The sequence below is a fragment of the Streptomyces sp. NPDC021212 genome (assembly GCF_044332925.1).
Taxonomy (GTDB): domain Bacteria; phylum Actinomycetota; class Actinomycetes; order Streptomycetales; family Streptomycetaceae; genus Streptomyces.
Map to the genome: position 1 here is coordinate 146626 of NZ_JBIRPZ010000006.1, position 24501 is coordinate 171126.

Annotated in this window: 21 protein-coding genes; 13 read left to right on the forward strand and 8 right to left on the reverse strand. The window is 72.4% G+C overall.

The genetic code is table 11. From position 1 onward, the window contains the following. Positions 1-262: 262 nt before the first annotated feature. Positions 263-730 (forward strand): DinB family protein, encoded by a 468-nt coding sequence (locus tag ACH4SI_RS17800; RefSeq protein WP_398296682.1) that lies wholly within the window; start codon positions 263-265, stop codon positions 728-730. Further along, positions 727-1917, forward strand: a complete 1191-nt coding sequence (locus tag ACH4SI_RS17805) for a MalY/PatB family protein (protein ID WP_398296683.1) — start codon at positions 727-729, stop codon at positions 1915-1917. The genes ACH4SI_RS17800 and ACH4SI_RS17805 overlap by 4 nt, the downstream gene beginning before the upstream one ends. A 174-nt stretch (positions 1918-2091) precedes the next feature. Here ACH4SI_RS17805 and ACH4SI_RS17810 read toward each other — a convergent pair whose 3' ends face one another. Then, entirely contained in the window at positions 2092-2652 is a 561-nt protein-coding gene (locus tag ACH4SI_RS17810) for a CGNR zinc finger domain-containing protein (RefSeq protein WP_398296684.1), read from the reverse strand. A gap of 336 nt (positions 2653-2988) precedes the next feature. On the opposite strand from ACH4SI_RS17810, the gene ACH4SI_RS17815 reads away from it, so the two are divergent. From ACH4SI_RS17815 to ACH4SI_RS17825, 3 genes are all read left to right on the forward strand, one after another. After that, positions 2989-3843 carry a caspase family protein gene (locus ACH4SI_RS17815; protein WP_398296685.1) on the forward strand — a complete coding sequence of 285 codons (855 nt, stop codon included), beginning with the start codon at positions 2989-2991 and terminating at the stop codon, positions 3841-3843. 88 nt (positions 3844-3931) lie between these two features. Beyond that, positions 3932-6046 (forward strand): SpoIIE family protein phosphatase, encoded by a 2115-nt coding sequence (locus tag ACH4SI_RS17820; RefSeq protein ID WP_398296686.1) that lies wholly within the window; start codon positions 3932-3934, stop codon positions 6044-6046. 38 nt (positions 6047-6084) lie between these two features. Continuing rightward, the gene (locus ACH4SI_RS17825; RefSeq protein WP_398296687.1) at positions 6085-7224 is read left to right on the forward strand and encodes an asparaginase; all 1140 of its coding nucleotides are present in this window, start codon (positions 6085-6087) and stop codon (positions 7222-7224) included. A 37-nt stretch (positions 7225-7261) separates the two neighbouring features. On the opposite strand, the gene ACH4SI_RS17830 is transcribed toward ACH4SI_RS17825, so the two are convergent. Together ACH4SI_RS17830 and ligD are read right to left on the reverse strand one after the other, a co-directional pair. Next, entirely contained in the window at positions 7262-8251 is a 990-nt protein-coding gene (locus ACH4SI_RS17830; protein ID WP_398296688.1) for a GlxA family transcriptional regulator, read from the reverse strand. A gap of 28 nt (positions 8252-8279) precedes the next feature. Further along, positions 8280-9284, reverse strand: coding sequence for a non-homologous end-joining DNA ligase (ligD, locus tag ACH4SI_RS17835; RefSeq protein WP_398296689.1), 1005 nt, complete (start codon positions 9282-9284; stop codon positions 8280-8282). 80 nt (positions 9285-9364) lie between these two features. Here ligD and ACH4SI_RS17840 point away from each other — a divergent pair, with 80 nt between their 5' ends. Further along, a complete protein-coding gene (locus ACH4SI_RS17840) occupies positions 9365-10429 on the forward strand; it encodes an ATP-dependent DNA ligase (protein WP_398296690.1) in 1065 nt (354 codons plus the stop codon). Positions 10430-10431: 2 nt separating this feature from the next. Here the strand turns inward: ACH4SI_RS17840 and ACH4SI_RS17845 are convergent, their stop codons facing one another. Together ACH4SI_RS17845 and ACH4SI_RS17850 are read right to left on the reverse strand one after the other, a co-directional pair. Next, positions 10432-11094: a dienelactone hydrolase family protein gene (locus ACH4SI_RS17845; RefSeq protein WP_398296691.1), complete on the reverse strand. Its 663-nt coding sequence runs from the start codon at positions 11092-11094 to the stop codon at positions 10432-10434. A 39-nt stretch (positions 11095-11133) separates the two neighbouring features. Further along, a complete protein-coding gene (locus ACH4SI_RS17850) occupies positions 11134-11919 on the reverse strand; it encodes a SigB/SigF/SigG family RNA polymerase sigma factor (protein WP_398296692.1) in 786 nt (261 codons plus the stop codon). 243 nt (positions 11920-12162) lie between these two features. On the opposite strand from ACH4SI_RS17850, the gene ACH4SI_RS17855 reads away from it, so the two are divergent. After that, entirely contained in the window at positions 12163-12753 is a 591-nt protein-coding gene (locus ACH4SI_RS17855; protein WP_398296693.1) for an HhH-GPD-type base excision DNA repair protein, read from the forward strand. Between the two features lie 15 nt (positions 12754-12768). Here ACH4SI_RS17855 and ACH4SI_RS17860 read toward each other — a convergent pair whose 3' ends face one another. The 3 genes from ACH4SI_RS17860 to pdxA all read right to left on the reverse strand — a co-directional run bounded on the left by ACH4SI_RS17860 (position 12769) and on the right by pdxA (position 17823). Beyond that, entirely contained in the window at positions 12769-13737 is a 969-nt protein-coding gene (locus ACH4SI_RS17860) for an alpha/beta hydrolase (RefSeq protein WP_398296694.1), read from the reverse strand. A 645-nt stretch (positions 13738-14382) separates the two neighbouring features. After that, positions 14383-15159 (reverse strand): DeoR/GlpR family DNA-binding transcription regulator, encoded by a 777-nt coding sequence (locus ACH4SI_RS17865; protein WP_398297110.1) that lies wholly within the window; start codon positions 15157-15159, stop codon positions 14383-14385. Between the two features lie 36 nt (positions 15160-15195). Beyond that, the gene (gene pdxA / locus ACH4SI_RS17870; RefSeq protein WP_398297112.1) at positions 15196-17823 is read right to left on the reverse strand and encodes a 4-hydroxythreonine-4-phosphate dehydrogenase PdxA; all 2628 of its coding nucleotides are present in this window, start codon (positions 17821-17823) and stop codon (positions 15196-15198) included. 250 nt (positions 17824-18073) lie between these two features. Between pdxA and ACH4SI_RS17875 the strand changes: the two genes are divergently transcribed. From ACH4SI_RS17875 to ACH4SI_RS17900, 6 genes are read left to right on the forward strand one after another with little or no spacing between them, the layout of a single operon-like run. Next, entirely contained in the window at positions 18074-19678 is a 1605-nt protein-coding gene (locus ACH4SI_RS17875; RefSeq protein WP_398296695.1) for an ABC transporter substrate-binding protein, read from the forward strand. 3 nt (positions 19679-19681) lie between these two features. Next, positions 19682-20611, forward strand: a complete 930-nt coding sequence (locus ACH4SI_RS17880) for an ABC transporter permease (RefSeq protein ID WP_398296696.1) — start codon at positions 19682-19684, stop codon at positions 20609-20611. A 3-nt stretch (positions 20612-20614) separates the two neighbouring features. Beyond that, the gene (locus ACH4SI_RS17885; protein ID WP_398296697.1) at positions 20615-21541 is read left to right on the forward strand and encodes an ABC transporter permease; all 927 of its coding nucleotides are present in this window, start codon (positions 20615-20617) and stop codon (positions 21539-21541) included. Next, entirely contained in the window at positions 21541-22380 is an 840-nt protein-coding gene (locus tag ACH4SI_RS17890) for an ABC transporter ATP-binding protein (protein ID WP_398296698.1), read from the forward strand. Before ACH4SI_RS17885 ends, ACH4SI_RS17890 begins: the two co-directional genes overlap by 1 nt. Further along, positions 22377-23249 (forward strand): ATP-binding cassette domain-containing protein, encoded by an 873-nt coding sequence (locus ACH4SI_RS17895; protein ID WP_398296699.1) that lies wholly within the window; start codon positions 22377-22379, stop codon positions 23247-23249. The genes ACH4SI_RS17890 and ACH4SI_RS17895 overlap by 4 nt, the downstream gene beginning before the upstream one ends. Beyond that, a complete protein-coding gene (locus ACH4SI_RS17900) occupies positions 23246-24265 on the forward strand; it encodes an aldo/keto reductase (RefSeq protein ID WP_398296700.1) in 1020 nt (339 codons plus the stop codon). Before ACH4SI_RS17895 ends, ACH4SI_RS17900 begins: the two co-directional genes overlap by 4 nt. The last annotated feature ends 236 nt before the right edge of the window (positions 24266-24501 follow it).

A 24501-nucleotide genomic window follows, 5' to 3' on the forward strand; every position in this document is an offset into this window, starting at 1 on the left:
GTGAGCACGCGCTAGCCTGCGGTGCTTCCGCCGCAGGTATCGAAACTTGCCTGGTCATGCCACCTGTCGCGCATGAAAGGGTCGGCGATGCTGAGGTAGGCGGCCGCGCAGACCTCAGAGTGTCACCCCATTGACAGGTGACGATTCGGTGCGCCACTCTCTATGCGTCACCGCATATGGTGGTTATCTAGTCGCCGAACCTGTGGCGACTTCGGCAGCGGGCGCGGCTGGCGCCGTCTCCCCGGACACGAGGAAACCTGTTTTGCAAGATCACGATGAATACCTGTACTTCTTGCGTCGCGCCTTCGACGGAATGCTCAGCGCGTTGGAGGATCTGGGTGACGCGCTGGGGAACACGCCTCCGCCCCTTCCTGGCGCGAACTCCGTCTACGCGATCGCATACCACTGCGTGGCGGTTGCCGACTACTGGACCGGCCACGTCATCGCCGGGCGCGAGATCGACCGCCACCGTGCCTCGGAGTTCACCGCCACAGGGCACGCACAAGATCTACGCCGGCAGGTCGAAGGGCTGTTCAAGCAACTCGAGGCCGACCTCGCGTCCATCACGCCGGCCTCGTTGCCGCGCAACACCCCGCCCGCCGATTTCGAGGGACCGGATCGCCCGCTGAGTGTGGAGGGCGTCCAACTGCACGTGCTCGAAGAACTCGCTCAGCACCACGGTCAGATTGAGATCACCCGGGATCTGCTGAAGCAGGGAGCCTCCTCATGACCTCCGAGACGTCTTGGCTGGTACCCGGTTTCGATGATCTCGACCGCGACTGGCTGCGCGGCCGCAGCAGTGTCAAGTGGCACCGCCCAGGACCGGAGGTGCTGCCCGCCTGGGTGGCGGACATGGACTTCCCCATCCCTCCGGCCGTCGCTGAGGCATTGCATGACGCCGTTGAGCGAGGCGACCTCGGCTACCCGGACTGGCCGGAGGGCAGCCCGTTGCGAGCCGCTTTCGCGCGGCGGATGACCGACCGCTACGGATGGACGGCAGAAGCGGAACGGGTGCGCGAGCAGACCGACCTGATCCAATGCCTTCAGCTCATCCTGCAACTGGCGACCGGCCCGGGCGATGCGATCGCCATCCAGACACCCAACTACCCCCCGTTTCTCGCAACGTTGTCGACCATGGGACGACGCGCCGTGCCCATCCCGATGGAGGACACGGACGAGGGGTGGCGCATGGACTTCGCGGCCTTGGACGCCGCGGTGGCACAGTCCGCTTGCAAGGTCCTGGTGTTGGTCAACCCCCACAATCCGACGGGCCGCGTCCTGACCCGGGCGGAACTGGAAGAGATCGCCGTCATCGCTCATCGGCATGACCTGCTGGTCATCAGTGACGAGATCCATGCCGAACTCGTCTACGCCCCGCACCGGCACATCCCGTTCGCGAGCCTTTCCCTTGACGCGGCCCGCCGGACCGTGACGCTGACGTCCGCCACCAAGGCTTTCAACCTTGCCGCCATCCGCTGTGCCGTCACGCATTACGGCCCGGACCGGCTTCTTGCGCTGCGTGACGCACAGCCACCGGATCTGTACGGCACCATATCCCCGCTCGGCGCGGTCGCCACCGAAGCCGCATGGCGAGACGGCGATGCATGGCAACGTCAACTGCTCACTGTCCTGGACCGCAACCGCCGCCGCGTTCAGCAGGTGCTGCGCACGCAACTGCCGCACCTGCGCCATCACACGCCGCAAGCCACCTACCTGGCCTGGATCGACGCCCGCCAACTCGTGCTCGATAAACCGCTGGTGGACTGGGCCCTGGAAGCCGGCGGTGTTCTGCTGGACGGCGGTAGCCCCTTCGGGCCCGGCGCCGACGGGTTCCTGCGGCTGAACTTTGCAACCTCCCACGCCGTTCTGGAAGACATCCTGGCCGGCCTCATCGGAGCGCTCGCTGCCGATCCGTAACCCGCCAACCAAACGGCCGGTGGCGACCGTCCGTCTCGCACTCCTCGCAGCACCCGGGAAGGAACACGCTCAACCATCAACGGCGTCCCCAGGATCACCGTCGAGTTCCGCGACGACGGCGAGCGGGCCAGGTGGGGTGCACCTCACCCGTAGGACACGGCCCGGGGCGCCGTATCAGGCAACCGACTGCTGCTTCTTCCGCTTCCGGTAGGTGGCGGCCTTATGCCTGTTTCCGCACTCCGCCATCCCGCACCATCGCCGAGCCCTGGAGCGGGACAAGTCGACAAATAGACGCGTGCAGTCTTGGTTGGCACACTCTCTCATCCGAGAGAACTGGGCCGAACCGAGCAAGTCCACGGCATCACGGCCAACAGCGCCGAGCACCTCGTCGATGCTGCCGACCCGCATCAGCTGTCCCGACTTGGTGAGCTGAATTTTCGGCAGCGGGAGCCGAGCCGCTTCATTCACCTCCGCGAGAGCCTCCTCGGCGGCAGCATCCGGATCACCCAAAGGCCAGCGACGCACGAGCGTGTAGACCGCCTCACGCACATGGCGGACCCGCTCCAGCCCTCGGGAATCCACCGAGCCGGGATCGTCCACGATCTCCGCCAAGACGGTCCAGCGCCGTAGATCGTCCGGTGTGACCAGCAGTTCCGTGTGGAGGCTGCGCCGCCACAGCTGCGTGCCCGCGAGATCGAGGCACAGCCGACCGCTCACAAAAACAAACTCATCCACGTACCCATATTGACAGGTGACCCTTACCGTGTCGATCGCGTGGCCCGACTACGGCACCCGAAGTCTGCGAGATCCGGCCTGGCCTGTATCACCGGCTTCCAGCTGGTCCGTCACTCTGTTGATAGATGACAGACAGGCAAAAAATGACACGGACGGGTAACCACATATGAGGGTGACTCGGTGGTCATCGATCGGCACCGGGACGCCGTCACCCGGATGGGCCCGGCGAGCAGGGCGGTGGGGGACCGGCCGCCGCATCATCCTGGGGAGGGCGATCCGTCGCCCGCGGGGCGACCGCGCCGCGCACGCCGGCCCACCGTCACCCGAGGAGCCCCCATGCCCACCGGTCTCTCCGTCCACATCGGACTCAACCAGGTCGACCCCGCGGCGTACGACGGCTGGAGCGGGGAACTGAACGCCTGCGAAAAGGACGCGGGCGATATGGCCCGGCTCGCCAATGCCGCGGGCTTCGAGGTCACCGACCCGCTGCTGAGCGGCGCCGCCACCGCCGAGGCGGTCACCTCCGCGCTGGAGACCGCGGCCGGACGGCTGGCCGAGGGCGACATCCTCTTCCTCACCTACTCCGGCCACGGCGGCCAGGTGCCCGACCTCAACCACGACGAGACCGGCGACCGGCTGGACGAGACCTGGGTGCTCTACGACCGTCAGCTGGTCGACGACGAGCTGTTCGGGATGTTCGGCAAGTTCGCCAAGGGCGTGCGGATCTGGATGCTGTCCGACAGCTGCCACAGCGGTACGGTCGCCCGGCGGCTGCCCGAGATGCTCAGCGCGGACGAACTCGGCCGGCGCTTCGCCACCGAGGACCCCCACGAGGTCGGCCGGCGGCTGCGGGCCATGCCCCAGCCCGTCCAGTCCGCCGTCTACGCACGCGACCGCGACCTCTACGACCGCATCCAGCACACCCACACCGCCAAGGACCTCGCGAAGATCGATGCCAGCGTGCTGCAGATCTCCGGCTGCCAGGACAACCAGACCTCCGCCGACGGCCTCGTCAACGGGCTGTTCACCGGCACCTTGCTGGAGGTCTGGCGGGGCGGCGCGTTCCCGGGCAGCTACCGCGCACTGCACCGGGAGATCGTCAAGAAGATGCCCCCGGACCAGACCCCCCGTCTGTTCCTGGCCGGAGCCCCGCGCCCCGCCTTCGCCCGCCAGCGGCCGTTCACCATCTGACCGTGGCCGCGTCCCCCATCGGTAGTGCGGTGGCGCGCGGGGCGAGGTATGACAGAGGGAGGGCACGGCGAGCCGGTGAGGTGCCGGTATGACGACGCATGACCGTCTTGACCAGGACAGCGAGGCGGACCGGAGGGGCGGGGAGGGCCTGACCACCGTCGCGGGCGGGGTGCTCGACCACTTGCGGGTCGCCGCCGTGGTGCTGGACGCCGACGGCCGTATCACCCTGTGGAGCCCCGAGGCGGAGCTGCTGTTCGGCCACGGCGCGGCCGAGGCCCTGGGGCGTCGGGCGGACCATCTGCTCGTCCGCCCGGAGGACCGGCGGGCGGCCGTGGAGCTGTTCGCCCGGGTCCGGGCGGGCGACACCTGGGCGGGCGTCTTCCCCGTGCGGCGCCGGGACGGCACCACCGTGCGCGTCGAGTTCCACACCATGGGCCTCCACGACGCGCGCGGCGACGCGTACGCCCTCGGGCTGGCCGCCGAGGAGGAGACCGTACGGCGGGTCGAGACCGACCTGGCCGTATCGGGCCTGCTGATCAAGCAGTCGCCGGTGGGCCTCGCGGTCTTCGACACCGAGCTGCGGTGGCTGCGCGCCAACCCGTCGCTCCAGAGCATGAACGGCATGACCGAACCCCTGGTACGCGGGCGCCGGATCAGCGAGATGCTGCCCGGGCTCGACACCGACGCCATCGAGACCGCCATGCGGCGCGTCCTGGCCACCGGCGAGCCGATCCTGGACCAGCAGACCATCGGCCGCACCCCCGCCGACCCCGACCATGACCATGCCTGGTCGGAGTCGTACTACCGGCTGGAGGACCCCGGCGGCCGGGTCCTGGGCATCGCCGTTTCCATCATCGACGTGTCCGAGCGCCACCGGGCGGCCAGCGAGGTCGCCGAGGCACGCGAGCGGCTGGCCGTCGTCGCCGACGCGGGCGTGCGCATCGGCACCACCCTGGACCTGCGGCAGACCGCCCAGGAACTCGCCGACGTGGCGGTGCCCCGGCTCGCCGACCTCGCGGCCGTCGACGTCCTCGACGCGGTGGTGCACCGCGAGCCCGTGGCCCGGGTACGCAGCGACGGCTCGGCCCGCTTCCGGGCGCTCGCCGTCGCCGCCGGCTACCCCACCGAGGCCGTCCACGCCGCCGATCCGGTCGGCAAGATCGCCCGCTACGGACCGAACCGCCTGATCGCCCGGTGCGTGCGCGACGGCGCGCCGATCCTGGTGCCGCACACGTCCGAGCAGGACATACGCCGTATCGCGCGCGACGAGGCCGCCGCCGGGATGCTGCGGCGCGAGGGCGTCCACTCCTACATCGCGGCCCCGCTCATCGCCCGCGGCAGCGTGCTCGGCACCCTCAGCCTGCACCGCACGGTCAACCCCAGGCCGTTCGACGAGGACGACCTCACCCTCGCCTGTGAGCTGGCCATCCGCGCCGCCCTGGCCATCGACAACGCCCGGCTGTACGGGCGGGAACGCGACGCCGCCCTCACCCTCCAGCGCAGCCTGCTGTCCCTGCCGCCGCGCGATCTCGACGGCCTGGAGACCGCCTCCCGCTATCTGCCCGCGGTCAGCGCCGCGGGCGGGGACTGGTTCGATGTGCTGCCGCTGGAGGACGGGCGCGTCGGCCTGGTCGTCGGGGACGTCATGGGCAAGGGCATCCACGCCGCCGCGATCATGGGGCAGCTGCGCACCGCGACCCGTGCCTTCTCCCAGCTCGGCCTGTCGCCCGTCGAGCTGCTGCGCCACCTCGACGAGATCACCCGGACCCTGGGGGATTCCATCGCCACCTGCCTGTACGCGGTCTGCGACCCCCGCACCGGCCACTGCGAGCTGTCCACCGCGGGCCATCTGCCGCCGGTCCTGGTCCACCCGGGCGGCGACGCCGACCTGGTCGACACCCCCAGCGGCGCACCGCTGGGCGTCGGCGGCGTTCCGTTCGCCGCCGTGGAGTGCGAACTGGCCGAGGGCGCGGTCCTGGCCCTGTTCACCGACGGTCTGGTGGAGAAGCGGCACGAGTCGCTGGACGTCGGACTGCACACCCTGGTCCAGCTGCTGAGCCGCCACCACCACGGCCCGCTGGACCGGATCTGCGACCAGGTGCTGGCGGCGCTGCACGGGGCGCCGGACGACGATGTGGCACTGCTGCTGGCCCGGCTGTGCGGGCGTTCGCCCTCCGCCGGGGAACGTGGTTACGGTGGATAGTCCGTATATGCCATAAATGCCGCGTTGGGTGGTTTTCCATGCACCGGATCGCGCGCGGTTCCGCCGTCCTGGTCACCCTGTTCGCCGTCGGCCTCGGCAGCCCCGCCGCGGCCCTCGCCTTCGCCGAGCGGTCGCCGGAGCCCGAGGGCGGACCCAAGCCGCAGGTCGCCGTCATCGGCACCGGCGGCAGCATCGCGGGCGTGTCCAAGAGCCGGGTGTCCTTCCAGAACTACAAGTCCGGGCAGCTCCCGGTGTCCCGGCTGGTCGAGGACCTCAGACCCGAGGTGAACCGGGTCGCCGACGTCACGACACGGCAGTTCGGCAACAAGGACTCCAACGACTACTCCATCCCCGAGTACCGCAAGCTCACCGCCGCGGTGGACGACGCGCTGCGGAGATACGACGCGGTCGTCGTCACCACCGGCACGGACACCATGGAGGAGTTCGCGTACTGGCTGGACCTCACCGTCCGCAGCGCCAAGCCCGTGGTGATCACCGGCGCGCTGCGCCCCTGGACGGTCATCAGCTCCGACGGCCCCGCCAACCTCTACAACGCGATCCGGCTCGCCGCGAGCGGCCGCACCACCTGCTTCGGCACCGTCGTCATGATGAACGACCAGATCCAGGCCGCCCGCGAGGTCCGCAAGGCCGACGCGCTGCGGCTCAACGCCTTCACCAGCGGCAGCAGCGGTGAGCTGGGCGTCATCGACCAGAACCACATCCGCATCGACCGGGCGCCGCCGCGCGTCCGGCAATGCGGCAAGCCGGGCTGGAAGACCCCCTTCGACCTGGACCGTATCGCCCGGCGGCCGCTGCCGAAGGTCGAGATCGCCTACAGTTACCAGGGCGCCGGACCCGAGGCCATCAAGGCGTTCGCCGACGCGGGCGCGGCCGGTGTCGTCACCGCGGGCACCGGCGCGGGCGGCCTCTCCCCGGCCATGACGGAGGCCCGCGCGGACGCGGTGAAGAACGGCGTGCTCTTCGCGTCCGCCTCCCGCACCGGGTCGGGGGCGGTGTACGACCCGCACGTACGCGGCGTGGTCGGCGCCCAGGACCTGACCCCGCAGAAGGCCCGGCTGCTGCTGACCCTGTCGCTGGCGAGGACCCACAACGAGGACCGGATCCAGCACTGGTTCGCCACGCTGGGCGCCGAGCCGTTGGTGTCGCCCCGGCGGTAGATTCCCCCACCCCGACCGGAGCCGCCGTAGCCCCCGGCTACGCCCCGCGGAACGTGTGGCGGTACGCGGTGGGGGAGATGCCCAGCGCGTCGCGCAGGTGCATCCGCAGCGACGCCGCCGTGCCGAAGCCCGCCTCCGCGGCCACCTGGTCCACCGGCAGGTCCGTCTCCTCCAGGAGCTGGCACGCCCGCTCCACTCGGCGTTGGGTCAGCCACCGCACGGGTGTCATCCCGACCTCCTCCCGGAACCGGCGCGAGAACGTCCGTACGCTCATCGACTCGCGCGCGGCCAGCTCCGCGAGGGTCAGCGGGCGGTCGAGGCGGGTCAGGGCCCAGGCCCGCGCCTCCCGCGTCGTGGAGCCGCGCGGCGCGGGGACGGGGCGGCGGATGAACTGGGCCTGGCCGCCGTCGCGGTGCGGCGCCACCACGGCGCCCCGCGCGACCTCACCGGCCACCGCGGAGCCGTGGTCGAGCCGGATCAGATGCAGCAGCAGATCGATGCCGGAGGCGTCCCCGGCAGAGGTGAGGACGTCGCCCTCGTCGGTGTAGAGGACCCCGGGGTCCAGCGCGACCGCCGGGAACAGCGCCCGGAACTGGTCGGCGGCCTGCCAGTGCGTCGTCGCCCGGCGGCCGTCCAGCAGCCCGGCCGCCGCCAGGACGAAGGCGCCGGTGCAGATGGAGGCGATGCGGGTGCCGGGCCGCCGGACGCGGGCGAGGGCATCGGCCAGCGCGGGGCCGAGACGGCCCTCGGTCTGCGGCTCGTCCTTCTCGTTGGCGGCCGGGACGATCACCGTGTCGGCCTCGGCCAGCGCCTCCGGGCCGTGGGCGACGTTCACGCTGACGTCGGAGTCCGTACGTACCTCACCGGGCACCAGCGCACACGTCACCACCTCGTACAGCGGCTCGCCGGACGCGGAGACGGCCCTCCCGAACAGGCGGTGCACCATGCCCAGCTCGAAGGGCAGCATTCCGTGCCGGACGAGGACGGCCACCCGGTGCCGCTCCGGATGCGCGAAGACAGCGGCCATGCCCGCGATTCTCGCACCTCGGCAACCCTCAGTCCTTGGCGCGGCTCGGCTGGACCCGCTTCGGCTCGCCCTTCACCTTGGGGTGCTCCGGCGGATACGGAAGGTCGCCGAGACCGTGCTCCCGCTCGTCCCGGTCGGCCAGTTCCAGCGCGGCCTCCAGCCGGAACGCGTGCTCGTCCATGTCCGCGTGCACATCGCCCAGCTCCCGGTAGCGCACCGGCATGGTCGCCAGGTCGAAGTCGCGCGGCCGGGCGTCCGGCACCTCGTCCCAACGCAGTGGCGCGGAGACCGGGGCGTGCGGCTGGGGCCGTACGGAATAGGCGCTGGCGATGGTGCGGTCCCGCGCGGTCTGGTTGTAGTCCACGAAGATCTTTTCGCCGCGCTCCTCCTTCCACCACGCCGTGGTGATCCGCTCCGGCGCCCGCCGCTCCAGCTCCCGCGCGACCGCGATCGCCGAGCGCCGCACCTGGGTGAAGGTCCACTCCGGCGCGATGGGCACGAAGACGTGCAGCCCCCGCCCGCCGGAGGTCTTGGGCCAGCCCCGCAGCCCCAGCTCGTCCAGTACCTCGCGCAGCTCGCCCGCGGCCCGGACCGCGTCCCGGTAGTCCGTGCCCGGCTGCGGGTCGAGGTCGATGCGCAGCTCATCGGGGTGTTCGGTGTCCGGGCGCCGCACCGGCCACGGGTGGAAGGTCAGACAGCCGAGGTTCGCGGCCCACACCACGGCCGCCGCCTCGGTGGGGCACATCTCGTCCGCGTACCGCCCGCTGGGGAAGGAGATGCGGCCGGTCGGGATCCAGTCGGGCAGGTTCTTCGGCGCCCGCTTCTGGAAGAACGATTCCCCCGCCACCCCCTCCGGGTAGCGCTCCAGCGTCGTCGGCCGGTCCCGCAGGGCCCGCAGCACTCCGTCGCCGACGGCGAGGTAGTAGCGGGCGAGGTCGAGCTTGGTGAAGCCCCGCTCCGGGAAGTACACCTTCCCCGGGCTGGACAGCCGCACCGTGCGCCCACCGACGTCGAGCTCCACCGTCTCTGCCATGTTCCAAAACTAGGGCCACTCCGCCCGCTCCACCTCCCGGCGGGCGCGCGGGTCCCGGCGGCCGCACAATCGAAGACATCATGGACCTTCCGGTGATGCCCCCGGTGGCACCGATGCTGGCCAAGTCGGTGGCCACGATCCCGCCCGGGATGCGGTACGAGGCGAAGTGGGACGGCTTCCGGGCCATCGTGTTCCGCGACGGGGACGAGATCGAGATCGGCAGCCGGACGGGCAAGCCGCTCACCCGCTACTTCCCCGAACTCGTCGACGCCTTCCGCACCCATCTGCCGCCGCGGTGCGTCCTGGACGGCGAGATCGTCATCGCACGCGGCGGGCGCCTGGACTTCGACGCCCTCCTGGAACGCATCCACCCCGCCGACTCCCGGGTGCGGATGCTGGCCCGTACCACCCCGGCGGGCTTCGTCGCGTTCGACCTCCTGGCCCTCGGCGACACCTCGCTCATGGACGCGCCCCTCGGCGAGCGCCGCGACGCCCTGACCGAGGCGCTGAGCGAGGCCGCCGACCCCGTGTTCACCGCCCCCTGGACCGACGACCTCGACGTGGCGCGGCAGTGGTTCGAGCATTACGAGGGCGCCGGGCTCGACGGCGTCGTCGCCAAGCGCCCCGACCTCGGCTACCGGCCCGGCGAACGCGTCATGGTCAAGGTCAAGCACGAGCGGACCGCCGACTGCGTGGTGGCGGGCTTGCGGCTGCACAAGTCCGGGCCGGTCGTCGGCTCCCTGCTGCTCGGCCTGCACGACGCCACCGGCCGCCTCCAGCACGTCGGCGTCTGCGCCGCCTTCCCGATGCGCCGCCGCCAGGAGCTGATGACCGAACTGGAGCCGCTGCGCATGGAGTCCGTCGAGGGCCACCCCTGGGCCGACTGGGCGCGGGAGGAGGCGCACGCACAGAGCCGGATGCCGGGCGCGCCCAGCCGCTGGACCGGCGTCAAGGACCTGTCCTGGCTACCGCTGCGCCCGGAGCGGGTGTGCGAGGTGGCGTACGACCACATGCAGGGCGACCGCTTCCGCCACACCGCCCGCTTTCGGCGCTGGCGGCCCGACCGCGAGCCGGAGAGCTGCACCTACGCGCAGCTGGAGGAGCCGGTCTCGTACGACCTGCGCGAGGTGCTGGGCGGCCCGTAGCGCTACCGCCCCGCGCTGCGCTTCTGCGTCATGCGCAGGAACCAGTCCCGCGCCGCCCCGGCGGCCTGCTCCAGCGCCCCCGGCTCCTCGAAGAGATGGGTCGCCCCGGGCACCACATGGACCTCGTGCGGGGCGGCCAGCATCGCGGCGGCCTGCTCGTTCAGCCGCAGCACCTCGTGGTCGTCACCACCCACGATCAGCAGGACCGGCGGATTCACCCGGTTCAGCACCCCGCCCGCGAGGTCCGGGCGGCCGCCCCGGGAGACCACGGCCCGCACCTGCTCCGGCCGCTCCGCGGCGGCGGTCAGGGCGGCCGCCGCGCCCGTACTGGCGCCGAACAGGCCGATCGGCAGCCCGGCGGTGCCGGGGTGGTGGCCGAGCCATTCGACCGCCGCCATCAGCCGCCGCCCCAGCAGCGGGATGTCGAAGCGGTGCTCCGTGGTGATCGCGTCGACCCGCTCCTCGGCCTCGGTGAGCAGGTCGAACAGCAGCGTCGCCAGCCCTGCCTCCTGCAGCACCCGGGCCACCGCCCGGTTGCGCGGACTGTGCCGGGAGCTGCCGCTGCCGTGGGCGAAGGCCACCACGCCGGAGGGGTTGTCGGGAAGGGTCAGGTCGCCCACGAGCAGGGCATCGTCCGCGGCGATACGGGCGGTCTCGGAGCGCATCGGTGCACCTCCTGCCGGGGAGCGGCGTAACGGGTGGGGCTACGCGTGGGCCAGCAGCCCCTGACGCAGCTCACTGTAGAGCCGGGACAGCCGGCGGGAGATGTGCATCTGCGAGAAGCCGAGGATCTCGCCGATCTGGCTCTGCGAAAGCCCGGCGAAGAACCGCAGGTAGAGCACGTAGCGGTCCTGTTCGGAGAGGTCCGCGATGAGCACCCGCAGCGATTCGCGGTTGACGACCCGTTCGATCGCGGCGTCGTCCGCGCCGACCGTCTCGGCGAGCAGCCGTTCCTCGGCGCCCTGCACCGCGGCGTTGAGGGACAGCGGCGTGCAGGAGGCGCTGGCCTCCAGACCGGCGCGAACGTCCTCCTGCGGCATGCCGGTGCGGGTGCTGATCTCCCCGACGGTCGGGGTACGGCCGCCCAGCTCCTGCTCCAGCGCGTCGCGCGCCGAGCGGGTGCGGGAGCGGACCTCCTGGATGTTGCGCGGGATGTGCAGCGTCCACAGATAGTCGCGGAAGTGCCGCTTCAGCTCGCCGGTGATGACCGGGATCGCATACGAGGGGAATGCGTGGCCGAGGTCCGGGTTGTAGCGGTCGACGGCCTTCACCAGGGCGAGCGAGGCGACCTGGGTCAGGTCCTCCATGTTCTCGCCCTTGTTGCGGAAGCGCAGCGCCAGACGTTTGGCGACCGGCAGCCACTCGCAGATGATCGCCTCGCGCAGCGCGTCGCGCTCGGGTCCGGAGGGCAGCCGGGACAGTCGCAGAAAGGCGCCGCCGGTGTCGGGGGTGTCGTCATGGCGTCGGCGGCGAGTCGCGGTTGCTGGCATGGTCACTCGCCTCCGTGGTCCGATGTCACGGCCTGCCCGCGGCACAGCGGTGATGCGGTGAGGTCCCGCTCTCTCGAGGCTCTGAGGGGAGATCGGTTTCACGGTCGGTTCTGCGGTCGCCACCAGGCTCGCACGCCCCCCAAGGTCGTGCAATTCGACCAAATCGCCCTCCCTTTCCTGCGTCTTTGGGGGGAATTGTGGGGCTGAGTGATTCGCTGTCGGAGCGGTGGGTATCCGCCGGGGATGGACGCCACCCTTCGTCTCGCCCAGCAACCCGAGGCCGATGCCCTGCTCGCGCGCAGTCCCCTGGCACTTCTGACCGGCATGCTGCTCGACCAGCAGGTGCCCATGGAATGGGCGTTCACCGGCCCGTACACCATCGCGCGGCGGATGGGCGCCGACGACCTGGACGCCCATGAGATCGCCGCGTACGACCCCGAGCGGTTCCCGGCGCTGCTGTCGGAGAAACCGGCCGTGCACCGCTACCCCGGATCGATGGCCAAGCGGGTGCAGCAGCTGTGCCAGTACCTGGTCGAGACGTACGACGGCGACGCGGCCGCCCTGTGGCGCGATGTCCCCACCGGCGCCGAACTCCTCCGGCGGCTGAACGCCCTGCCGGGCTACGGCAAGCAGAAGTCCCAGATCTTCGTCGCCCTGCTCGGCAAGCGGTTCGGGGTGCGGCCCGAGGGCTGGCGCGAGGCGGCGGGGTCGTACGGCGAGGAGGGCTCGTACCGCTCGGTGGCCGACATCACCGGACCCGAGTCGCTGGACAAGGTGCGCGCCTACAAGCAGCGGATGAAGAAGCAGGCCAAGGCGGGCGGCGCCGCGGGCTGAGAGGGCGCGGCCGGGTCAGGCCGTGCCCAGCGCGTCGCGCAGAGTGTTCACGGCCAGGGTGAGCGCGGCCCGTGCCGCATGGGTGTCGCGCAGCGCGTCGAGCATCAGGAAGTCGTGGATGATGCCCTGCATCCGTAGCGCGGTCACCGGTACACCGGCGTCACGGAGCTTGTTCGCGTACGCCTCGCCCTCGTCCCGCAGCACATCGGCCTCACCGGTGATGACCAGCGCGGGCGGCAGCCCCTTGAGCTGGTCGGCGTCCGCGCGCAGCGGGGAGGCGGTGATCTCGGCCCGCTGCGCGGGGTCGGTGGTGTACTGGTCCCAGAACCACCTCATGCCCTCGCGGGTCAGGTAGTAGCCATCGGCGAACTGCTCGTACGAGCCGGTGTCGAAGGTCGCGTCGGTCACCGGGTAGAACAGCACCTGCTGGATGGGGGAGACGTCGCCGCGCTCCTTGGCCAGCAGCGTCAGCGCCGCGGTCATGTTGCCGCCCACCGAGTCCCCGGCCACCGCGAGCCGGTTCGGGTCGAGCCCGGCGGCCTCGCCGTGCGCCACGATCCACTGCCCGACCGCGTAACACTGCTCCAGCGCCACCGGGTAGCGGGCCTCGGGGGAGAGGTCGTACTCGGGGAACACCACGGCCGCGCCGACCCCGACCGCCAGCTCCCGGACCAGCCGGTCATGGGTGTGCGCATTGCCGAACACCCAGCCCGCGCCGTGGACGTAGAGAATCACCGGAAGGGTCCCGGAGACATTCGGCGGGCGGACGATCCGCGCCTTCACCCCACCGACCGGAATCCCGGTGACGCTGATCCACTCCTCGTCCACCTCGGGCTTGGGGACCTCCCCGGACTGCAGCTCGTCGACCGTCCTGCGCCCTTCCGAGGGCGACATCTGATACAGATACGGCGGCTTCGCGGTGGCCTCGGCGAACGCGGCTGCTGCGGGCTCCAGAACGGGGCGGGGCGGTGCGGTGCGCGGCATCTGCGGCTCCTTGGCGGTCCGGGATTCCGAGGGGGCCGGGGATTTACGACCCTCTCACCGCGACCGCGCCCGCACCCGTCCGCTTACGCCACCAGGGTGAGGTCCTGTCCGGCGGATCTTCGTGGATCAGGCCGCGCGGTCCAGCGGCGTCGTGGCCCCGCGAAGATCCGCCGGACAAGGTCTGGCCCCGGCGGGGAGCGCTCACCGGGGATCAGGTCAGGGGGCCCGGCGCCGGGGAGGGGTCGGGCACCGGATCGGGGCCCGGGGGATTCGGGACGGGGTCCGGGGACGGGCCGGGAGGCGGCCCCGGGGTGGGCCCCGGCGGCTCCGGCGGAGGCGACGGCACCGGATCCGGTGGCGGCCCCGGCGGCGGTCCGGGCACGGGCCCCGGCGCGGGCCCCGGCTCGGGGCCGCCCGGCCCGGGCGACGGGGTCGGGTTCGGCGGCACGGGGTCGTCGGGCCGCGTCGGGTCGGCGGTGGAAAGCGGGTCGGTATGCCGTGCCACGGTGTCCTCCAAAAGCTCGTGAGACGGTGGCAACGTCCTGCCTGCGGAGCGGGTGCCCGGTGTAGCGGGTGCCCGATATCCCCGGGGCCACGCATCCCCGGGCGTCTCCCACCGTACGCCGGGAGACGCCATACGCGCCGTCAGTCCGCGTCCGCGATGGTGACCTCGACGCCCACGGCGCGCAGCGACCGGATCTCCTCCTCGTCGGCGCCGCTGTCGGTCACCAGGGTCCAGCCGGGCGGCAGCCGTATCCAGGTGTGGAACGGGCGCCGGCCGACCTTGGCCGCGTGCGCCAGCACGTACACCTTCTCGGCGCGCCGGGCCATCAGCTCCTTGAGCCGGGTCTGGCGCAGATCCGCCTCGCAGATGCCGTGTTCGGCCGTGACCCCGTCGGCGCCCAGGAAGACCCGGTCGAACGTCATGCGCTCCAGCGCCGCCTCGGCGAGCGGGCCCAGGAAGCTCTGGCTCAGCGGCCGGAGCGTGCCGCCCAGGCACTCGACGCGCACGGACTCCACGTCGGCCAGCTCCTGGAGCGCGGTGAGCCCGGTCGTGGCCACCGTCAGCCCCTCGGCCGTGCGCAGCTCATGGGCGAGGGCGCCGACGGTCGAGCCCGCGTCCAGCAGCACGGTCTCGCCGGTACGGACGGTCGACGCCGCCCAGCGGGCGATGGCCCGCTTCGCCTCGAACGCCTCGCCGGTGCGCTGGCGCAGCGACGCCTCGGGGTGGGCGACCAGGGCCATCGCCCCGCCGTAGGTCCGCGCCAGCCGACCGTCGGCGGTCAGCTGGGCGAGGTCGCGGCGAATCGTGGAGGCGGTGACCCCGAAGGTGCGGGACAGCTCCTCCACGCTGGCGAGGCCCGTGGTCGTCGCGAGGTGGACGATCTGGTCGCGGCGGGCTCGTGCTCCCTGTACCGGCAATGTCACCCGTCCTTCCCGGTCCGTCGATCGTGGGCTTCAGCGGGCGGGCGAGGGCGACATGTCGGCGGCCTGCCGCAGCGCCTCGATCATGCTACCGGCGTCGGCCTTGCCGGTACCGGCGATGTCGAACGCGGTGCCGTGGTCGACGGAGGTGCGGATGACGGGGAGGCCGACGGTGAGGTTGACCCCGGCCTCCAGGCCCAGCACCTTGACCGGGCCGTGCCCCTGGTCGTGGTACATGGCCACGATCAGGTCGTAGTCGCCGCGCCCGGCCAGGAAGAAGGCGGTGTCGGCGGGGAGCGGTCCGCGGGCGTCGATGCCGTCCGCGCGCAGCACCTCCAGCGCGGGCACGATCTTCTCCTCCTCCTCGCCGTAGCCGAACAGCCCGTTCTCCCCGGCGTGCGGATTGATGCCGCACACCCCGATCACCGGCTGCGGCGTACCGGCACGGACCATCGCCTCGTGGCCGCGGCGCACGGTGCGCTCGACCAGGCCGGGCTCGATCTTGTTGACGGCGTCGATGAGCCCGATGTGGGTGGTGACGTGGATGACCTTGACCGTCGGGGTGGCCAGCATCATCGACACCTCCTCGACACCGGTGAGATGGGCCAGCAGTTCGGTGTGGCCGGGGAAGACGTGGCCGCCCGCGTGGAGGGCCTCCTTGTTCAGCGGCGCGGTGCAGATGCCCTGCACCTCACCGTCCATGGCGAGCCGGGCGGCCGCCCGTACGTACTGGTACGCGGCGTCCCCGGCGACCGCGGACAGCTCGCCCCAGGGCAGCTCGGCGGGGAGCAGCCCGAGGTCGATGACGTTGATCCGGCCCGGGGTGAACTCGGCGTCGGCGGGCGCTCCGACCGGGACGATCTCGCACACGGTGCCGCGCAGCCGGGCCGCCTGCCGCAGCCGCTCCGCGTCCCCGATGACCACCGGCCGGCAGCGCCGCAGGGTCTCCGGGGCGAGCAGGGCGGGGGTGATCACCTCGGGACCGATGCCCGCGCCGTCGCCCATGGTGACCGCGATGAGCGGGAGCGGACCGGCGGCGTCGGCCGCGGTCCCGGTGGGCGCCTGGTTCGTGGAGGGATTCATGGGCGGCATGGACGGACCTTCCGTTCGGGTGTGGGGGCGCAGCGCCCGGACGATGTGACGCAGGGAATCGGGATCGCCGAAGCTGCCCGGGCGGGTCACGACGGATCGCCCGTCGGGAGTGCGGAGATGTACGGCGCCGTGGTGCACCTGCCCGACAGGGGCGAGCCGGGTGATCGCGAGCGCGTCCAGGACCCGGCGCGCCGTCTCCCCGCCGGTCAGGACGAGGTCGGCGGCGCCGGTGCGCTCTGCGAGCGCGGTGGCGACGGTACGGGCCAGCCCGTGCACCAGCAGCCGGGCCGGCACGGGACCGGGTGCCGTGGCCGTGGTCGGGCCACCGGGCGCGGTGGTGGCCGTGCCACCGGCCTCCGGGGCGGCGGCAGTTGCGGGATGTGCCGCACTGCGCGGCGCACCGGTCGCCGGGGCGATGGTGATGACCGTGACCGGGGCCGTCAGCGCAGGCAGGGCGGTCGCGGGCGGCTCGGACAGCAGGCCGTCGAGGTCGAGCCGGACGTGTACGGCGCCATCGGCCACCAGCCGGCGCACCTGTTCGACGGCGCCCGGCTCGGCCGTACCGACGACGACCAGCACCGGCCGGTGGGCCGTCTCCACGGCCTCCGCCCGCGCCGCCGTCTCAACCGACTCGGGCCGCGTCTCCGTGTCCGCCCGCGCGGGGGTCTCCCGCCGCGCGGTGGTCTCGGTGGGTGCCGCGGTATCCGCGGACACCGCGGTATGGGCCCGCGCCGTCGCCTCCGCCCGCGCTGCGGCGTACGGACGCGCTGCGGCGTACGGACGCGCTGCGGCGTACGGACGCGCTGCCGCGTCCGGGCGCGCGCCGGCGCGCACTGCGGCGGGCGCGGCGTCCGCGGCCAGGTGGCGGCCGAGGGCCACGGCCAGCCCGCCGGTGCCTACCAGGTGCGGACGCGGGCCCTCGGCGAGCGAGGCCGCGACGATCGCGTCCAGGTCGGCGTCCGTCTCCGCGTCGCAGACCGCCACCCGGCCCGCCGCCACCGCCGCCCGCAGGGCGGACAGCAGGGTGTGCCGCGGGCCGCGTACGGTCGCGAGGGGGACGAGCGCGGTGGGCAGCCCGCCCAGCGCGTCGGCCACCGAGGACGGCGGGGCCGTGGCCTCGGCGCGCCAGGCGTCGGCGTCGTGCAGCGGCACCCCGCCGATGTGCACCACGCCCCCGCGCACCACGCGCCCGGCGACGGGCAGGGCGGGGGCGAGAACCACGCCCGCCCCGTCCGCGGCCAGCGCGGCGACCTCGGCGGCGACATTGCCCCGGAGCAGTGAATCGATCTTCTTCAGGACCAGGGTGTCGCCCGGGGGCGCCAGCCGCAGGGCGTCGCGGACCGCGTCGGCCGCGTCCCCGGCAGGGCTGTAGCGCGAGTCGAGGTCCAGCACGGTCACGGCTTGCGCGTCCGCCGCGGACATCTCCTGCGGTATTTCCTCCGGGCTGCACCCGGAAGGCCCGAGGAGCAGCACACGACTGCGCGTTGTGCGCGAACTCAGCCCGGCGGCCGTCTCGGCGGCACCGGACAGGTCGTCCGCGATGGCCAGCACGCTCCGGAAGGGCGGCATCTCCACCGGTACCTCCTTGAATGGCCATGACAGGGGGAGTGATCAGACGTGGTCGGACGTGATCACACGGCGGACACGCTGTCTCCGTGGTCTCGATGATGACACACGTTGCGCGAACCGCGCGAGAGGTATTGCGTAAAGCGCGCAGTCATGTCACGGTGACCGCCGCGACACCTTGACCCGTACGGCCCTCGGACCGAGCGGGTCGAGCGAGCCGGTCGCTCGCCTCAGAACCGCCGAGAGGTCACCGATGACCCTTATCCCCCAAGACCCGGCCAGCAGTGGTCCGGACGTCCGTGGCCCGGACATCAGCCGCCGGGCCGTGCTCCGCCTCGGAGCGGGCGCCTCCGCAGGTATCGCCCTCGCCCCCCTCGCCGGGTGCGCGGGCCCGACCGGTGGCCCCGGCCCCGGTGCCGTCAGCCTGGGGCTGAACCGTTCCCTGGTCAGTCTCGACAACAAGCTCAACCAGTTCGACGCCGCCGTCACGGTGCAGCGCGCGGTCCGGCAGGGCCTGACCCGGATGGGCAAGGGGCTCCTGCCGGAGCTGGTGCTCGCCGACCGCTTCGAGATGACCGAGCCCACCCGCTGGACGGTGCGGCTGCGGGACGGGGTGCGCTACTCCGACGGCAGCCCGGTCACCGTCAAGGACGTGGCGACCGCGCTGAAGATGTACTGGGGCGTCAACGGCTCGTTCATCGTCGGGCTCTTCCCCGAGCGGCCCGCCCTCGAACCGGTGGACGAGCGCACCTTCCATCTGCACACCAAGCGCCCGGTCCCCATCCTCGACCAGCTGATGGCCAACATCCTCATCAGCCCGGCCGCCAAGAACCGGCCCGAGGAGCTGTCCGGCGGCGTCGGCTCCGGCCCTTATGTGGTCACCTCGGCCAACTCCGGCACCGGTGAATACGCGCTCGCCGCCAACGAGCACTACTGGGGGCGGCGCCCCGCCACCCCACGGGTGCGGGTCCGCTTCGTCCCCGAGGAGTCCAGCCGCGTGGTCGCCATCCGCAGCGGCGAGCTGGACGTCATCGACACCATCACCCCCGACTCGGCCGAGCAGTTGCGCGGACTGCCCGGGGTGCGCCTGGACCGCACCACCGGCACCCGCGTCAACCAGCTGTTCTTCAACTTCCGCAAGCCCCGCGGCCATCCGCTCGCCGATCCGCGGGTGCGCGAGGCGCTGAGCTACGCCATCGACGGCAAGTCCCTCGTCGACGATGTGCTCACCGGCTCCGCCCAGCAGGCCGAGGGCGTGGTCCCGCTCGCCCTCAAGGGCGCGATACGCACCGGCGGCTACGTCCACGACCCCGGCAAGGCGCGCAAGCAGCTCGCCGCGCTCGGCCACCGCGACCTCAAGGTGAAGATCATCTGGGAGTCCGGGGAGTTCCCCGGCGACACCTCGGTGATGGAAGCCGTCCTGGAGATGCTGCGCGCCGTCGGAGTCCGTCCGACACTCCAGCAGTTCGAGCCCGGCGGCGACATCCAGCAGTGGCGGCAGGGCCGCCGCGGCGACTGGGACGTCCTCGGCAACGGCTTCTCCGTCCCCACCGGGCACGCCGGCACTAGCCTCCAGGGCATGTACGGCGGCACCCCGGAGAAGGAGAAGACCCGCGACACCTATCAGGGTTACGTCTTCCCGAAGATCGCCGACCGGCTGGCCGACGCCTCCGCCGAGACGGACGAGAAGACCCGTGACGCCAAGCTCGCCGCCGTCCAGAAGGACATCTGGAACACCCGCCCCTGCCTGTGGGCCTTCGTCCCCGATGTGGTGCTGGCCCGCCGCTCCCGGGTCCGGGACGTGCGGCTCCTCCAGCTCAACTCCTACGACCTCGCCGCCGTGCGCCTGGAGGGCTGAGCCGTGCCGCGCTATCTGATACGCCGCCTTGGCCAGAGCGTCCTGACCATCTTCCTGACCCTGTCCACCGTCTTCGTCCTGGTGCGCATGGCACCCGGCGACCCGGCCGCCGCCCTGGCCGGACCCAACCCCAGCACCGCGGACCTCGCCCGGATCCGTGAACAGTTCGGGCTGGATCAGAGCCTGCTGACCCAGTACGGCGTCTTCCTGCGCGATCTGTTCACCGGTGACCTCGGGACCAGCTACTCCTTCCATGCCCCCGCCTTCGACGTGGTGTTCGACCGGGTCCCCTACACCATCACCCTCGCCCTCTCCGCGATCGTGCTCACCACGGTGGTCGCCGTGCCGCTGGGGGTGTGGATGGCCCGCCGCGCCGACACCAAGCGCGAACTCGGCGCCAATGTGCTGACCATCGCCGGACAGTCCATGCCGGACTTCTGGATCGGCGTCATGCTGCTGACCGTCTTCGCCGTGCTGACGCCGGTGCTGCCCGCCTCCGGCTTCGCCACCTGGAGCGGCCTGGTGCTGCCCACGGTCACCGTGGCAACCCTGCAGATGGCGCTCATCTCCCGGCTGGTGCGGCGCGAGATGGTCGCGGCGCTCGGTTCGCCGTACGTCACCACCGCCCGCTCCCGGGGCGTTTCCGAACACGCCCTGACCTGGCGTTACGCCATGGGCAACTCCGCCATCCCGGTGCTCACCGCGCTCGGCACCCGGTTCGCCGCGATGCTCAACGGCGTCGTGGTGGTCGAGGTGGTCTTCGGCTGGCCCGGCGTCGGCTCCCTGGTCATCCGCGCCCTGGAGACCCGCGACTACCCGCTGATCCAGGCGACCGTCCTGGTCACCGCCGCGCTGGCGGTCCTCGTCCAACTCCTCATCGACCTGGCCTACCCGCTGCTCGACCCGCGGGTGCGCCTGGGAAAGGCGGCCTGAGACATGAAAGGCGCCCTCGAACCCCCGGCCCCCGCCGAGGCCACGCCCGCGGCGCGCCCCAGCCGGGTCACCGCCCGCGACCTGGCCCGCGCGGCCGCCACCCGGCGCCGCCGCGGCGCGAGCCTCAAGCTGTGGGCGGGCGCGGTGTGCACCCTGCTGGTGGTGGTGCCCGTCGCCCTCGCCCAGGTGCTGCCGCTGCCCGGCGCGAACGCCCAGGACCTCTCCCTGCGCCGGCTTCCCCCGCTGAGCGACGGCCATCTCTTCGGCACCGACCAGCTCGGCCGCGATCTGCTCTCCCGGGTGCTGCACGGCGGCCAGGTGTCCCTGTCGGTCGGTGTGCTCGCCGTCCTCGTCTCCGGCCTCATCGGCATCGTCGCAGGCGCGGCCGCCGGATACTTCGGCCGCTGGGTGGACGCGATCGTCTCCCGGCTGCTGGAGGCGCAGATGTCGCTGCCGCTGCTGATGATGCTGCTGCTCGTCGTCGCCCTCTTCGGCCCGTCCGTCACCGTCATCACCTGCGTGATCGCCATCGCCCAGTGGCCCGAGGTGGCCCGGCTGACCCGCTCGCTGGTGCTCGTCGAACGCGAGAAACCGTACGTGGCCGCCGCCCGGGTGCTGGGGCTGCGCCAGATCGCCATCCTGGCCCGCCACATCATCCCCAACATCGTCCGCCAGGCGTCCCTCGTCGTCCTGCTGCTGCTCGCCCAGGCCGTCCTGCTGGAGAGCGCGCTCAGCTACCTCGGCGCCGGACCCCAGCGGCCGTTCGCCACCTGGGGGCGCATCATCTCCGACGGCCAGGACTACATCACCACCTCCTGGTGGCTGGTGACCCTGCCCGGCCTCGTCATCGCGCTGCTGGTGGTCGGGGTCAACCTGCTGGGCGACGGGCTGCGCGACCGTACCCGCCGACGTGTGACGGAGGGCTCCTGATGAGCGACGCGACCCCCCTGCTGGAGGTCGAGGACCTCCAGATCGAGCTGATCACCGACGGCGGCGTGGTCCGCGCGGTCGACGGCGTCGGCTTCACCCTCGCCGCGGGCGAGACCGTGACCCTCATCGGCGAGTCCGGCTCCGGCAAGTCCACCACCGCGATGGGCCTGCTGCGGCTGCTGCCCGAGGGGCTGGCCGTGCTGTCCGGCACCGCCCGTATCCAGGGCGTCGACGTCATCGCCGACCCCGGGGCGGCCCGCCGGATCCGCGGCCGCGGCGTCTCCCTCATCCCGCAGGACCCGATGACCGCGCTCAGCCCGGTGCACACCGTCGGCCGCCAGCTCGGCGAGGCGCTGCGCATCCGCCACCCGGAGCTGTCCCGCGCCGCCGCCCGCGCCAAGGGCATCGAACTGCTCGGCCGGGTACGGATCCCCCGCCCCGAGACCCGGTGGGGCGCTTACCCCCACCAGTTCTCCGGCGGCATGCTCCAGCGCGTCCTCATCGCCATCGCACTCGCCGCCGAACCCGAGCTGCTGGTCGCCGACGAGCCGACCTCCGCCCTCGATGTCACCATCCAGGCGGGCGTCCTCGACCTGCTGATGGAACTCCAGGAACGCACCGGCATCGGCATCCTCATGATCACCCACGATCTGGGGGTGGCCCGGCTGGTCTCCGACCGCATCCATGTGATGCGCGGCGGCCGCTTCGTGGAGTCCGGCCCCGTCGAACAGATCGTGGAGCACCCCGCCGAGCCGTACACCCGCGATCTGCTCGCGGCCGTCCCCACGCTGGGCCCCTGGGACGAGACATCCGCCGCTGTCCCCGAGGAGGCGCTGTGACCACACCCCTGCTGGCCGTCGAGGACCTGGTGGTCGAATACCCGGTCCCGGGCGGCGTGTTCCGCGCGGTGGACGGCGTCGGCTTCACCGTCGCGCCCGGCGGGGCGCTCGCCATCGTCGGCGAGTCCGGCTGCGGCAAGTCCACCGTCGCCCGCTCCCTCGTCCGGCTGCTGCGGCCCACCGAGGGGCGCATCCTGCTCGACGGCACCGACATCGCGTCGCTGCCCGAGCGGCGGCTTCGGCCGCTGCGGCGCCGGGTGCAGATGATCTTCCAGGACCCGTACGGCTCACTGGACCCGCATCTGACCGCCGAGGAGATCGTGGCCGAGCCGCTGCGGCTGGCCGGGGTGCGGTCCGCCGCCGAACGCGGCCGCCGGGCCGCCCAGCTGATCGACCAGGTGGGCCTGCCCGCCGGCGCCCTCCAGCGGCGCCCCGCCGAGTTCTCCGGTGGCCAGCGCCAGCGCATCGGCATCGCCCGCGCCCTGGCCGGCGGGCCCGAGCTGCTGGTCTGCGACGAGGCCACGTCCGCGCTGGACGTCTCCGTACAGGCCCAGGTGCTCCAGCTGCTGCGCGACCTCCAGGCCGAACAGAACCTCGCCTACCTCGTCATCTCCCACAACCTCGGAGTGGTCCGCGAGATCAGCTCCGAGGTGGTGGTGATGCGCGGCGGGCGGATCGTCGAATCGGGACCGACCGCGGACGTGCTCGCCGCGCCCACCCAGCCGTACACCAGGGCGCTGCGGCGCGCGGCGCTCGACCCGTCGACGATGCGGGGACGCAAGCCGCGGGCCCTGGTGTCCGCGATCGCGGCCGACCGGGACCATGGTCATGGCCAGGACCCTCACCAGGAATCAGGAGGAACGCAGTGAACCCGCACGCGCAGACCCACACCACCTCCCAGGCCTCGCCCGGCGGGGTGACGGTGCCCGGGGCCCCGGTGCCGCTGTCCCGGCTGGTGCTGGGCACCATGACCTTCGGCGACACCGTCGACCGGGAGGGCGCCGCGGCGATGCTGGACACCGCGCTCGACGCCGGGGTGACGGGCGTGGACACCGCCAACGCGTACGTCGGGGGCGTCACCGAAACCCTCCTCGCCGAGCTGCTGCCCGGCCGCCGCGACCGGATCGTCCTCGCCACCAAGGCCGGGATGCCGCACGCCGACGCCGGTGACCACTCCCCGCTGTCCGCGCGCGGCATGCGCGCGGCCCTCGAAGGCAGCCTCCGCCGCCTCGGCACCGATCACGTCGACCTCTTCTACCTCCACCAGCCCGACCGCGCGGCCCCGCTGGAGGAGACGCTGAGCACGGTCGCCGAGTTCGTCGCCGAGGGCAAGATCCGCGCGCTCGGCGTCTCCAACTACGCCGCCTGGCAGATCGCCGAGCTGACCCACACCGCCGACCGGGTCGGCGCCCCGCGCCCGGTGGTGGCGCAGCAGCTGTACAACCTGCTGGCCCGGCGCATCGAGGAGGAGTACCGCGAGTACGCCGCCACCAGCGGCCTGCGCACGATGGTCTACAACCCGCTCGGCGGCGGTCTGCTGACGGGCCGTCATGTCTATGAGGAGACCCCCGGGTCCGGCCGCTTCGGCGACTCCAAGCTCGGCGAGATGTACCGGAAGCGTTACTGGGACCCCCGCCTCTTCGAGGCGGTCCGCGACCTGGGGCGGATCGCGGACGAGGCGTCCATCCCGCTGACGGACCTGTCGCTGCGCTGGCTGCTGGGCCGCGACGGGGTGGACGCCCTGCTGCTGGGCGGCTCCCGGATCGAGCACCTGCGCGCCAACCTGGCGGCGGCCGCCGCGGGTCCGCTGCCGGAGGACGTGGTGGCGGCGTGCGACGAGGTGGGCGCCCGGCTGAGGGGCCCGATGCCCGCGTACAACAGGTAAGCCGGTGGATATTCCCCACCCCGCCCTTCCCGGCACCCGTCGATATGCGGCTCCGCCGCGTGAGGGGCTCGACCCCCGGGGCCCCGACCTGGGGCTCCGCCCCTCGGGCCCCCGGCCCGGAGGCTCCGTCCCCGCGGCCCCGAAAGCCACCGGGCGTGTCCCGGGGGTCGGGGTTCCGGCCGGGGCGCCCCTTCGTGACGCCCCGGCCGGCCGATGACGTACAGCCATACCACCGC